This is a genomic window from Marinifilum fragile, assembly GCF_963677365.1.
Classification (GTDB): Bacteria; Bacteroidota; Bacteroidia; order Bacteroidales; family Marinifilaceae; genus Marinifilum; species Marinifilum fragile.
In genome coordinates this window covers 4,637,116-4,649,992 of the sequence record NZ_OY781962.1, presented here as the reverse complement: position 1 = coordinate 4,649,992, position 12,877 = coordinate 4,637,116, and the positions used below count along the sequence as shown (strand labels likewise).

General features: G+C 36.4%; 11 protein-coding genes. 2 read left to right on the top strand and 9 right to left on the bottom strand.

Features of this window, described 5'->3' with window-relative positions; genetic code table 11:
• Window positions 1-27: 27 nt before the first annotated feature.
• From ACKPCA_RS18925 to ACKPCA_RS18910, 4 genes are all read right to left on the bottom strand, one after another.
• Entirely contained in the window at window positions 28-864 is an 837-nt protein-coding gene (locus tag ACKPCA_RS18925; RefSeq protein ID WP_054714458.1) for a zinc ribbon domain-containing protein, read from the bottom strand.
• Window positions 865-868: 4 nt separating this feature from the next.
• Window positions 869-1,963 (bottom strand): Nif3-like dinuclear metal center hexameric protein, encoded by a 1,095-nt coding sequence (locus ACKPCA_RS18920; RefSeq protein WP_321280470.1) that lies wholly within the window; start codon window positions 1,961-1,963, stop codon window positions 869-871.
• A 19-nt stretch (window positions 1,964-1,982) separates the two neighbouring features.
• Complete coding sequence (locus ACKPCA_RS18915) at window positions 1,983-2,318, bottom strand: MerR family transcriptional regulator (protein ID WP_054714452.1); 336 nt, start codon at window positions 2,316-2,318, stop codon at window positions 1,983-1,985.
• 148 nt (window positions 2,319-2,466) lie between these two features.
• Window positions 2,467-3,435 carry a M23 family metallopeptidase gene (locus tag ACKPCA_RS18910; protein WP_054714449.1) on the bottom strand — a complete coding sequence of 323 codons (969 nt, stop codon included), beginning with the start codon at window positions 3,433-3,435 and terminating at the stop codon, window positions 2,467-2,469.
• A gap of 132 nt (window positions 3,436-3,567) precedes the next feature.
• Between ACKPCA_RS18910 and alaS the strand changes: the two genes are divergently transcribed.
• Window positions 3,568-6,201: an alanine--tRNA ligase gene (gene alaS, locus ACKPCA_RS18905; RefSeq protein ID WP_321280466.1), complete on the top strand. Its 2,634-nt coding sequence runs from the start codon at window positions 3,568-3,570 to the stop codon at window positions 6,199-6,201.
• A gap of 262 nt (window positions 6,202-6,463) precedes the next feature.
• Window positions 6,464-6,814 (top strand): DUF5684 domain-containing protein, encoded by a 351-nt coding sequence (locus ACKPCA_RS18900; RefSeq protein WP_054714444.1) that lies wholly within the window; start codon window positions 6,464-6,466, stop codon window positions 6,812-6,814.
• 219 nt (window positions 6,815-7,033) lie between these two features.
• Here the strand turns inward: ACKPCA_RS18900 and ccsA are convergent, their stop codons facing one another.
• From ccsA to ACKPCA_RS18875, 5 genes are all read right to left on the bottom strand, one after another.
• Window positions 7,034-7,819, bottom strand: a complete 786-nt coding sequence (gene ccsA, locus ACKPCA_RS18895; RefSeq protein WP_321280462.1) for a cytochrome c biogenesis protein CcsA — start codon at window positions 7,817-7,819, stop codon at window positions 7,034-7,036.
• 42 nt (window positions 7,820-7,861) lie between these two features.
• Window positions 7,862-9,103, bottom strand: coding sequence for a cytochrome c biogenesis ResB family protein (locus ACKPCA_RS18890; RefSeq protein WP_321280461.1), 1,242 nt, complete (start codon window positions 9,101-9,103; stop codon window positions 7,862-7,864).
• Between the two features lie 110 nt (window positions 9,104-9,213).
• Entirely contained in the window at window positions 9,214-10,731 is a 1,518-nt protein-coding gene (gene nrfA, locus ACKPCA_RS18885) for an ammonia-forming cytochrome c nitrite reductase (RefSeq protein WP_321280459.1), read from the bottom strand.
• An 18-nt stretch (window positions 10,732-10,749) separates the two neighbouring features.
• Window positions 10,750-11,349, bottom strand: a complete 600-nt coding sequence (gene nrfH, locus ACKPCA_RS18880; RefSeq protein WP_054714435.1) for a cytochrome c nitrite reductase small subunit — start codon at window positions 11,347-11,349, stop codon at window positions 10,750-10,752.
• Between the two features lie 30 nt (window positions 11,350-11,379).
• On the bottom strand, window positions 11,380-12,639 hold the full coding sequence (locus tag ACKPCA_RS18875; protein WP_321280457.1) for an alginate export family protein: 1,260 nt from the start codon (window positions 12,637-12,639) through the stop codon (window positions 11,380-11,382).
• Window positions 12,640-12,877 lie beyond the last annotated feature (238 nt).

The window sequence follows — 12,877 nt, the reverse complement described above, 5'->3', positions numbered from 1 at the left end:
ACCGTTTCTATATTTTTCAAAATCGTACTATTCTTTCTTACGAGTTCTTCTTTTTGGCTTAGCAGCAGCTGCAGCTTTATCTGCCTCCTCAAGACTGTTATCGTAATCGCAAATGTAACGGTCAACCAAAATACGTCCGCAATACTCACAAACGATAATCTTCTTACGAGAACGGATGTCCATTTGACGTTGTGGTGGAATCTTGTTAAAACAACCTCCACAAGCATCACGCTCAACAGTTACCACTGCCAATCCGTTTCTTGCATTCGAGCGAATTCTTGTATAAGCTGTTAAAAGTCTTTCTTCAATCTTATTTTTGAATGATTCAGACTTTCCCATCAACTTTTCTTCTTCCTTTTGAGTCTCGGAAACAATCGCATCCAACTCACCTTTTTTAGATTCCAAATCAGCTTTCTTCTCAGCAAAAATAGCTTCTGAATTTTCGATTAAAGCTTTTTTGTTACCCATTTCCGCAGTAAACTCCTTAATACGCTTTTCGCATAGTTCAATTTCAAGGTTTTGGAATTCGATTTCCTTAGAAATAGAATCAAACTCACGGTTATTGCGAACATTCATCTGCTGAGCTTCGTACTTTTTAATTAACAAACCAGCTTCTTTAATTTCTTGCTTTTTCTTAGCAATCGTATCGACAAGTTCTTTTACCTCGTTATTTAGATTTTCGATTCTGGTATCAAGTCCGGCAATCTCATCTTCCAAGTCCTGCACTTCCAAAGGAAGCTCCCCTCTTAGCGTTCTAATTTGGTCTACCTCAGAATCAACAGATTGCATTTCGTACAACGTACGTAATTTTTCTTCAACTGAAATATCCTTAAAATCTGAAGCTTTTGGATCTTGTGTTGTCATATGTTTACAAATAATTTATTGGATTCGAATTTATCTCAGAAATATGAACCGCAAAGTTAGGTAATTTTTTTGTAACTATCTCATAAAAAATATCTCGAGTAAACTGTTCACTTTCATAATGTCCAATATCGGCAATTATTAACTTGTCCTCAGCATCAAAAAACTCGTGATATTTAAAGTCTCCGGTAACAAATATATCGGCTTTAGCTGATATGGCATTTCTCAATAAAAAACTTCCACTTCCACCACAAACAGCTACTTTTTTAATCTTTTCCTTATTAATATTGGTATATCGGATACATCCACAACCGAATGTTTCTTTTATTCTTTTCAAAAAATCAATAGTATTTTCTTCTCTCTCCAATTCTCCAATCATTCCCAATCCAACTTGAGGATTATTATTGTCGAGAGAATAAATATCATAGGCAACCTCTTCATATGGATGAGCATTTAGCATTGCCCCCACAACTTTTCCTTTTAAGTGCTTTGGAAAAATAGTTTCAACTCTTACTTCTTTCTCGAAGTGTAACTTCTCTTTTTCTCCTACATACGGATTTGTTCCTTCTCCACCTCGAAAAGTTCCTTCTCCTTCCACATTAAAACTACACGAGTCGTAATTCCCAATGCTACCAGCTCCAGCGTTAAAAAGTGCATCTCTCACCTTTTGCGCATGATCATTAGGAACAAAAGTCACCAATTTCTTAAGATCTTCTCCAATTGGGGATAAAATTTTCTTGTTTTGCAAGCCTATTAAATCGCAAATTCTCTCGCTAACTCCTCCACGAACCGAATCTATATTGGTATGTGCAGCATAAATGGCAATATTGTTCTTAATGGCCATCATTACAGTTCGCTCAACATAGTTCGATCCATTAAATCTTTTTAATCCTTTAAATACAATCGGATGGTGAGCAATAATTAGGTTCGCTCCTTTTTGAATTGCCTCTTCAACAACTCTTTCAATTACATCAAGACAGATTAAAATACCACTAACTTCTTGATTGTATTCTCCCACAATAAGTCCAGCATTATCATACGATTCTTGGTACGATAGTGGTGCAACCTCTTCTATAGACGAAATAATATCCCGTACTTTCAATTCTAATAAGTTTTAATGATTACAATGCATCTTTGATTTCCAACAACAAATCTTTGATCTCTTGCAAGCGGGACACAACCGTAAAATTATTCTCCGTATCCTCTTTGTTCTCTTTGAGTTTTTGCTTGGCTCCCTTCAAAGTCATTCCTCGCTCTTTTACCAAATGGAAAATCAAATGAAAATTTTCAATATCATCCTGAGTGAAAAATCGGTTTCCTTTCTTATTTTTCTTTGGCTTTATGATATCGAATTCTTTTTCCCAATATCTGATTAAGGAGGTATTTACCTTAAACATATCAGCAACTTCACCAATTGAATAATAAAGTTTTTCTATTTTCTTCTCTTTGTAAGGCACGTCGATTAATTTTAAATCTTACCCTTTTTTTAACCAGGGCAAAGCTAAGTATATGGGAATAAATTATTAACTAAAGTAATAAATAAAATGGCACGGAATAAATTTTTCCGTGCCACTTTTTATGTTCTCCTAATTTTTGTCGGTAGAATTAATCCATTGTTTGACCAGTGTTTTCGGCATATGCAACCATTTGGTCATATTCTTCTGCTGTAAGGTCATTAAAATAGTAGTTAATTGGATTTAATGTTTTTCGTCCCTTTCTTACTTCATAATGCAAGTGAGGTCCTGTTGAAATACCTGTATTCCCCAGTTCTCCAATAATTTCTCCTCGCTTTACCTTTTGTCCTTTTTTTACCCTGTAATTATCCAAGTGAGCATAAATAGTTGTATAACCATATCCATGATCAATTACGATTTTCTTACCGTAACCTCTCTCTTTCCTTGCTGTTTTTACCACTCCATCTCCAGTTGCATATATCGGGGTTCCAATCTTTCCTGTAAAATCCATTCCATCATGAAATTTACGAGTTTTATAAATTGGGTGAATCCTCCAACCATAACCAGCTGAAATACGTCCAAAATCCTTTATTGCAAGCGGCATAATTGCAGGAATTGCAGAAAGCATTTTAAATTTATTCTTTACCATTTCTTCAACATCGTCGTAAGATTTGGTTTGAACATACAATGTTTTTGCAACCTGATCCAGCTTCTTGGTAGTTGAAATTACTAGTTCAGCATTATCCATACTCTCCAAATGCTTGTAACGATTTACCCCACCAAAGCCCGCTTTTCGAATATTTGAATGAATAGGCTCTGCTTCGAAAATAACGCGGTATATGTTATCGTCTCTTTGTTCTAAATCACTTAGAACCGTTTGCACCTGTTGAAGTTTTGTATTTAATAAACTGTATTGGGTAAGTAATCTCTGATTTTCTCTTTCCAATGATCTTTCCTTGGGTGAACCGAAGAAATAGAACAATACTACAACCATAAAAATAGCTAGTACTGAACTGGAAGCCATATGCTTAAGAACATTGACAAAACGTGTCTTAAAATTAATCTCTACCTTTTCGTAGCTAACAGACTCAGGGTTAAACCGATACTTCGTTTTCGCCATGTAATACTTTTAGGTTAATTTTTTACAGAAAAAGCCTAAATTTTTGCTCAATTAAGTCAACAAAATTAAGGAAATAATCTAACTTTGCAAGCTAAGTATCGAAATCTCATCTATTTAAAACATAATAGACTCATGAATTCTAGCGAAATAAGACAAGCATTTTTGGATTTTTTTAATTCAAAGCAACATAAAATCGTTCCATCAGCACCGATGGTAATTAAAGATGATCCTACCTTGATGTTTACCAATGCTGGTATGAATCAGTTTAAGGATATTTTTCTTGGTAATTCACCAGTAAAGTACAATAGAATTGCCAACTCTCAGAAATGCTTGCGCGTTTCGGGAAAACACAATGACCTTGAAGAGGTAGGACACGACACCTATCATCACACCATGTTCGAGATGTTGGGAAACTGGTCGTTTGGTGATTACTTTAAAAAAGAAGCCATTGATTGGGCATGGGAACTTTTAACTGAAGTTTATAAACTGCCAACGGATCGTTTATATGCCTCTGTTTTTGAAGGTAGCGCTGAAGATAAGTTAGATCGTGATGATGAAGCAGCTGGATATTGGATGAAATATCTTCCTGAAAACCATATTATCAATGGTAATAAAAAAGATAACTTCTGGGAAATGGGTGATCAAGGTCCATGTGGTCCTTGTTCTGAAATTCACATCGACTTGAGAAGTGATGAAGAAAGGAAAATTACTTCAGGTAGAGATCTTGTAAATATGGATCATCCACAAGTAATTGAGATCTGGAATCTTGTATTTATGCAATTCAACAGAAAAGCTGACGGTTCTTTAGAAGCTCTTCCTCATCAACACGTTGATACAGGAATGGGATTTGAACGTTTGTGTATGGCAATGCAAGGAAAAACTTCGAACTACGATACAGATGTATTCCAACCAATCATTCAAACCATTGCTAAAATGGCTGGCAAAGAGTATGGTAAAAATGAAGAAATTGACATTGCACTTCGCGTAATTGCTGACCATATCAGAACCATTGCCTTTGCCATAACTGATGGACAATTGCCATCGAATAATAAGGCAGGATATGTAATTCGTCGTATTCTTCGTAGAGCTGTTCGTTACGGTTATACCTTCTTAGGATTTAAAGATCCATTTATGTATCGTTTGATTCCTGTATTAATTGAAGTTATGGGACAGCACTTCCCTGAGTTGGTGAAACAGCAAACTTTAATTGAAAAAGTAATTAAGGAAGAAGAAAATTCATTCTTAAGAACACTTGAGAATGGTATTCGATTATTAGATCAGATTATAGAAAAAACAAAAGCTGATGACTTTAAGGTTATTCCAGGTAAATTGGCTTTTGAATTGTATGATACCTACGGATTCCCATTGGATCTAACTGAATTGATTTTGAAAGAGCAAGATTTGGTTGTAAACAGAAGGGAGTTTAATACGGAAATGGAAGCTCAGAAAAACAGATCTCGCTCTGCAACCTCGGTTGATACTGGCGATTGGGTTGAGCTTTTAAAAGATGATGTTGAGGAATTTATTGGTTACGATTACTTAAACACGGATGTAAGAATTACTCGTTACAGAAAAATCACTAGCAAAGGAAAAGATTCTTACCAAATGGTATTCAATATCACTCCTTTCTATGGTGAAAGTGGTGGACAAGTTGGAGATACTGGTTACATTGAAGCAAATGGCCAGAAAATTTCTATCATCGACACCAAGAAAGAACATGGTTTGATTGTTCATTTTGCAAAAGAATTGCCAACCGATCCAACAGCAACTTTTAAAGCTTATGTAAGTGATAGTAAAAGAAAACTTACTGCAAACAACCATACAGCTACTCACCTAATGCATCATGCATTGCGTGAAGTTTTAGGTGATCATGTTGAGCAAAAAGGTTCGTTGGTGAATCCTGATCATTTGCGTTTTGACTTCTCTCACTTCCAAAAAGTAAGCGAAGAAGAAATTGCCAAGGTTGAAGCAATTGTAAACAAGAAAATCAGAGAGAATATTGCTGTTGAAATCAAGAATCACATCCCAATGGCTGAAGCTGTAAATATGGGAGCAATGGCTTTATTTGGTGAAAAATATGGCGATTTGGTTCGTGTTGTAAAATTTGACGACTCTGTTGAGCTATGTGGTGGTACGCACGTTAAAGCAACAGGCCAGATTGGCTTATTCAAGATTATTTCAGAAGGAGCTATCTCTGCAGGTGTTCGAAGAATTGAAGCCATTACCGCTGATAAAGCAGAACAATACATCAACGACAAGCTGAATACTCTAAGAAATATTGAAAAAATATTTAAATCGAGCCAAAACCTACTTAAAAACATTGAAGACCTGATGTCCGAAAATTCAGGTTTGAAAAAGGATTTGGATGGCTTTATGAAGGATCGCTTAAAAGTGATGAAGAATGATCTTAAAGGAAACATTTCTGTAACCAAGGATGTAAATTTCATTACAGAGCCATTAACTGTTGGAAGTGCTGCTGACTTAAAAGATATCGCTTTCCAATTAAAAGGTGAAGTTGAGAATCTGGTATTCATTACAGGTGCCGATTTAGGTGGAAAAGCAAACCTAACCATCATGTTCTCTGACAACCTTGTGAAAGAATATGACTTGCATGCAGGAAATATTGTTCGCGAAGCTGCCAAAGAAATCAAAGGTGGTGGTGGTGGACAGCCATTCTTTGCCTCAGCTGGTGGTAAGGATCCTAAAGGATTGGAGCAAGCTATCGAAAAAGCCAAGAAAATGGTACTTCACAAAATTGAAGGATAAATAAAAGCTGCAAGTATAAAAAACGTCGATTCATTGGAATCGACGTTTTTTTATGAAAATCCTTCCTCTTAATCCATGATAGATTTAATTGATTCAATCATCAATAAATTCAATACTTCCAAAGCAAAAAGCATACTCAAAATAAGAAAGCATAATAATTTAATTTGTTACATTCGCGCCTGTTTAATAAATGGAGTCCAGAAACCATAAACGGGGCGAATCCGAAAAGCCAAACGAGTAGGAGAATTATTGAATTAAATTTATGACAATAGGATTACTTTTTTATTTGGGATTTATTGTGTTGATGATTGTTTCGGCATGGAAGATTAATACAAAAGCTAACCAACCAGGTTGGGCGTGTTTAGTTCCCTTCTACAATATTATTGTATTACTTAAAATAGTAGGTAAACCATGGTGGTGGTTACTACTAATTATTTTCTTATTCCCTATTTCTTTTATCTGGACGATTTGGATGACAAATCTTTTAGCAAAAAGTTTTGGAAAAGATACTGGTTTTACCTTGGGATTAATTTTCTTGCCTTTTATTTTCTATCCAATTCTAGGATTAGGAGATGCAACTTACCAGGGACCTGCAGGTCTTAAGCAAGAATAAGCAAGCTATTTATAATACAAAACGCCAATTCGTATGAACTGGCGTTTTTTTATACAATATTTAGTTTGACTTTCATACTCATCTTCATGGCACCCTCCCACTAGTACTTATGGCAGTCTCACATTAGTACTTATGGCGACCTACCATTAGTACCTATGGTGATGTCCCACTAGTAGCTATGGTGGTCTCCCACCAACCAATGGTAGCTAATAATTAACTTTAAGGCTGCATACTATAGGTGTGTACGCTAAACTGAGCTGATGGCAAGTAGTTCACTCCGAACCAACACACCAAAAGAATTACAAATGCTAGTGCTAAAATCCTCAAAGCCGAAACATACTTACTTGGTTTCTGATATCTACGATGAATGTATACCAAGTATCCCATCCAGGTGATGAATGCCCATGTTTCTTTCGGGTCCCAGGTCCAATAATGTCCCCAGGCCTCTTTGGCCCATAAAGCACCAAAAAGTAGTCCAAAGGTTAAGAAGGCAAAGCCAAGATATACCAAATTATCTGCCACAAGCATATATTTTACATCGAACCGTTCTCTTTTTACTTGATACAAACCATAAATGGCTACAAGCGAAGAGGCTGCCAAAAATGCATAGGAAATGATGTACACAACTACATGCGGAACAAACCATGGGCTTTGTAAGGCTGGCATTAAAGTTTTCGAAAAATTCTCGGGATGCATGTAATTGATAAACAAAAACAAGAGCGACATAAACAAGCAATAGTAAAGCATCCAAAGGTATCTCCAACGATAGTAGGTGATCAATCCAATAATTGATATAAACAATGAATACCACAATCTTGTTTCCCCAAGAGTTCTTAGAGGAGGGCGTTCAAGACTATTCCATAAAAATCCAATATAAACAGCCATGCTAAGAATGCCTATCAGCACCAATAAATTCCTGATAAAATCTTTTTTAGGAATTAATGCTGATAAAATCCAACTTGCAGAACTCACACCAGCTGCCATTAAAAAATAGTTCCAAATCATCTTATTCAGTTTACAGTTATCAGTAAACAGTTATCAGTAATATTACTGCTCACTGCTAATCGTTACTTTATTTCCTCTCCAAAACATGTATATAGACCCGATCATCATCATGAAAATGCCAATATATACATAAACTTGCCATGGATCTTTTACTACTTCTACTACACTTAGATTAGAGTATTTCCCCATTTTTTCATCGTAACTCAGCTGGTATATTTTCCATCCATTTACGCTTTGCGGTTTGTTTACTTCAAGAACCTGCTCTTCCTTTTGTCCATCAGGAGTGAAAATGGTGACTTTAGAAGAGAATTTTTTAGGTTCTGGTACTGTCATTAACAACGAGTACTTATCGTCAAGCTTTAGTGACTCATGAGGACGGTTAAAACTTCCACAAGAAATCCAGCCAGAAAGTGTATCTGATGAATTTACAACTACACTTACTTTAGCCGCCGGAGCTGCTCCAAAATCATACATCTGATGATACTTCTCACCTACCCTTCCTGATGACACAAGAAAATCATCAACTTTAATGTTCCAATCATGAAGCCTACACTCCAACTCATCTTCAATCATAATCATCGAAGGTTTTGTCGCTTCATAAAGCTTCCCCGATTCATTTTCGACCACTGCCAGCTTCGGATTAAACTCTTCAATCAAGAAATCGTTCAATTTAATGGCAAGCGGCAATTCGTAATAGTTCCCATTATTATCGTAAGCCTTCCATTCTGTTTTATTTGTATACAAATCCATTTTTAATCGCATTAAATCGCCTGAGCCTAATCCAGCCGCAAAAATGGTTATCCATAAACCCAAATGGCTGCATACAAAGCCCCAGTTCTTTAATCTAAAAGGAAAACTCTTACGTACAATTACCAATGCCAAAACAACCAACAGGTATAGGTTGATGAACAGAAACGGCCAAGAGGTGGTAAGCTGATTTAAACTCAAGCGTGTAATCAGGTTCTCTTCTTGCATCGAAACCTGAGGAGTAATACCCATAATAATAACCAAAAGCGTTAAAACAGCAATTGCACCCACCGAGGCAGGAACTCCCGATAAAAAATGATACAGATTTGATTTGCGAATCAATCGATAAAACACCAACAGAAAAGTTAAAAAAACTGCTCCCAAAATCAAGTTCATTGGATACCTAATAGATGTTCCAGAATTGGATTGAATGGTAAATTCTAACAGAAATCCAATCAACAGTAATCCAAACGCAATTAAAAAACTTTCTGCATATCCCCAGGGGGTTTGCCATAATGGTTTAGTGGGTTTCCTCATATCTCAAATTTTAAACAAGATTCCTTAAGATCGTAACAATTTTTGAATCTTATAAAAATGCCGTCCAAAAATGGACGGCACTTGAACCTGATATTTGAACGGTATCTAATTTACATTTTTACTTGATAGGTAGCTTCGCGTTCTTTAGCTTTCTTATCCCATTGAGGAAGAATATTCTTCTTGAATTCTTCCTTATCTTTCTTCAATTTATCAATTGGAAGTCCTATAAATTCCTGAGCTTTAGCTTTAGTAGCGATATCTGGATAAGGAACTTCACCTTCAAATCCATATTTGTGGAAAATTCTTACCAAAGCAATACGAGCTTCTTGTGCACGCTCTACTCCAGTTGTAATAACACGACCTATTTCAGTTGGAGCGTGGAATGATCCTCCATGAGAAGCAGCTGCATAATCCCAACGCCATTGCGCATGACGGATCATCTTTAGTACTGGCTTCATTTCTTCTTCAGTAGCACCAAGATCCCAAGCTTTTTTAGCTTCAACATGAGCACGTACTAACAATTCTTCTAATTTATCACGGTTTTCGATGATCTGATCTTGACGAGTATATACATTCTTAATCAAATTATCAGTCTCCTGACGGTGACAAACCTGACACGAGTTAGCTACGTTGTTCAAAGGAGATTGAATATGGTGATCTGTAAATTTCTGTCCACCTTCCGATTTGTAAGGCATATGACAATCGGCACAAGAAACACCACGATCAGCATGAATACCCTTTAGGTATACTTCGTAACCTGGATGCTGAGCCTTCAACATTGGAGCCTTACTTAGCGCATGAGTCCAATCTTTAAAGTCAATTTCATCGTAATACTCTTCCATAGCCTCAACGTCCATACCCTTATCCCATGGGAAAGTTAAGTAAGGAACACCTTCTGCACCGGTACGTTTTTTATTGAAATAGTACTCCACATGACACTGAGCACATACCAATGAACGCATTTCCTGATGAGATGCTTTATTGATATCTTTTCCTTGACGCTCGAAAGCCTCAATTAAAGCCGGACGGGAAATACGCAAATTCATTGTTTCTGCATCATGACAGTCAGCACAACCAATTGGGTTCACTACTTCATGACCTTTGCCTGCCCATTTTCCTTTATAAAATTCTGCAACTCCAATCTCATTCATCAAACGAGGAACATCAGGAGATTTACAAGTCCAACAAGTGTTAGGCATAGGACCATCATTTTCATTCTTTGGACCACCCGTACGCAATGTGTTACGAATATCTTCTACTGCATAGTAGTGCCCACGACCTTGATTATAGTCTTTTGAAAATCCATAACCAGCCCAAAGTACAACCAATCGAGGGTCAACCTCAAGCATATCAATCATTGCGTTACCATTATACTTGCTGCGGAAAATAGTATCAGCAGTTTTGTAGTACGATTGGAATTCTCTCGGGAAGTTTTCGCCCCACACTTCATTTCTTGGTTCCCACTGACCGTGCTCCACTTGAGGAGTATAGGCATAAACAGATTCTGCCCTTCTTTCCATGATAGATGAAGCTAACAATCCAAGTAGGAATACAACAACCAAAGTAACCAGGAAGATCAACCATCCCAACATTGGTTTTTTGCCTACAGATTCGTGTATTGGTTTCATAGTATATTAGTTTAAGTTTTATTCGTTTTCTAATTCAGTTTCTTTCATATATTCTTTTAGCCAGTCTGGCACTGGACTTTCTGGAAGTGGCACTCTGGCATGTGGAACACTAGATAAGCTATTCACTCTTCCATGTGGTACCTCCCGGTGACATTCCCAGCAAACTCTATCCTGAGTATTGTGGGCATGATTTGGCACTTGAGCTGCCAGTTTCGGATCAGTCAGTTGCTGACTGTGACAACGAATGCAGTTGTTATGAACTACTTTCTTCCCCTCATCGAGTATAAAAATTACCTCTGGTTCCATTCTCAATGCAAACATACTTGCATGACGCAATCCGTCCTTGGCTTTAAAATAGTACTTATTAAAGACATTATTGTGTGGAACATGGCAATCGTTACACGTGGCAACTTCCCGGTGTGAGCTATGGTTCCATGTAGCATATTGTGGAGCCATAACATGACAGTTTACGCAAGTCTCGGGAGCATCGGACAGATAAGATGCTGCTTTAGAAAGATAAAGCACATAGCACCCTAAGCCAAAGAATATCCCCAGCGTTACATAAACCGGAAGTTTCCATTTTGGAGGTGGTGTTAAAAATTTAAATAATCTTACCATTAGCAAAAGTTTAGATGTATTGAGTTTGCCTTATTTTTTCAAGAAATTTGGTTTAAATACAAGCATTACCCAAGCCCAGTTTTGAGTTTCATCTTTGTCACCCCCTTTTAATGCTTCCATCGAATCCGTTGCAAACATGTGTGAGTAACCAGCTTTAATCAAAACACTCTTTGAGTAATTATATCCTACAGATAAATCAACCTCTGTTCCTAAATATTTATCTTGTTTTTCCGTACCTGAATAAAGATCTGCAGCTGTTGAGAACAAATGAATTGCACTTGCAAATGACCACTGCCCCTTTGAATGATTTAATCCACCATAAATATCAGTTAAACCAACATCCCCTACGTGATTACCAACATAGAAGTAATCCATATGACCATTAAACTTATGATTTGTACCAAAAAGTGGAGTAAATGAGTTGTTATCTTCCAATTCTGTATCATCAGTTCCTGATAACATTTCGATACCTAAATTACCTTTCCAGTTATCAGCAACAGGGAATTTCATACCTAAATTGAACATGTATGCGCTTAAATCATTATCTCCAGCATCCTTACCTGTTTGACCATATAGCGAACCTGTAAAAGAAATTTTACCAGGACGATAATTCATATGAGTACCAAAAGTTTGACTATATCTTGTATCCCTATCAATGTCTCCTGAAGGATCAGCATCTCTTTCCAGTCCAACATTCATAAACAGTAAACTAAAATCAAATTGTTCCGATTTTCTGTTGTACCATGCAAACTGCATACTTTTGTAATTGGTTGTATACAATTGTCTTGTAAGGAATTCTGCATCATTGTTTACAGCAAAACCAACATGAAATTTACCATTTTCATCGGTTTTAAACTTAAGCAATGCCAAGTCATGACTTCTGGCTTGTTGAGCCCAACCTACATTACCCAAAATTCGTGAGTCATCATATACCAATTCCTGACGACCAACCTTTAAAGAGAAGTTTTCATTAAAAATAATTTCTCCCCATGCTTCATGAAGCATTAATTGATTCTTATCTGACATGTTTAATTGAGCAACATCTCCCCATGTACGGATATCCTGAACCGACAATCCGACACGGAATGTTTCTTCTGCATAACCCAGGTTTAAACGTGTACGCTGCGATGTTGCAAAAGCAGCATCATCAGACGAGTTAAAAAGAGACTTTAAACCATGACGATACTCTGTACGTGGTCTGATTTCTCCGGTAAAGGTAAGCTGAGCCATAACTAATGATGGCACCAGTCCTAGAAAAAGGACTAGCAATAGGCGAAATAGTTTTTTCATAGTTTGGTTAGATTTTAAATTAAAAATCTCTAATTCAATTCAGTAATTATATAATATGTTACAATACTAATTGAATTATTAAATCATTTCAAGATTAATGGATTATTTAAATTTATTATATTTAAATTTTAATACCTTTTTATCCTTTTTTACTCTTGACTTTCAGATGATTTTGATACAACACAACAAAATACCTTTATATCTTAATTTATTTTTAATCTTAATAAGAATACAAACT

What these genes read in the sequence shown, in the direction of transcription:
- ACKPCA_RS18875 (WP_321280457.1), bottom strand. Translation starts at nt 12,639, where the DNA reads ATGAAAAAACTATTTCGCCTATTGCTAGTCCTTTTTCTAGGACTGGTG.
- nrfH (WP_054714435.1), bottom strand. Translation starts at nt 11,349, where the DNA reads ATGGTAAGATTATTTAAATTTTTAACACCACCTCCAAAATGGAAACTT.
- ACKPCA_RS18910 (WP_054714449.1), bottom strand. Translation starts at nt 3,435, where the DNA reads ATGGCGAAAACGAAGTATCGGTTTAACCCTGAGTCTGTTAGCTACGAA.
- alaS (WP_321280466.1), top strand. Translation starts at nt 3,568, where the DNA reads ATGAATTCTAGCGAAATAAGACAAGCATTTTTGGATTTTTTTAATTCA.
- nrfA (WP_321280459.1), bottom strand. Translation starts at nt 10,731, where the DNA reads ATGAAACCAATACACGAATCTGTAGGCAAAAAACCAATGTTGGGATGG.
- ACKPCA_RS18900 (WP_054714444.1), top strand. Translation starts at nt 6,464, where the DNA reads ATGACAATAGGATTACTTTTTTATTTGGGATTTATTGTGTTGATGATT.
- ACKPCA_RS18925 (WP_054714458.1), bottom strand. Translation starts at nt 864, where the DNA reads ATGACAACACAAGATCCAAAAGCTTCAGATTTTAAGGATATTTCAGTT.
- ACKPCA_RS18890 (WP_321280461.1), bottom strand. Translation starts at nt 9,103, where the DNA reads ATGAGGAAACCCACTAAACCATTATGGCAAACCCCCTGGGGATATGCA.
- ccsA (WP_321280462.1), bottom strand. Translation starts at nt 7,819, where the DNA reads ATGATTTGGAACTATTTTTTAATGGCAGCTGGTGTGAGTTCTGCAAGT.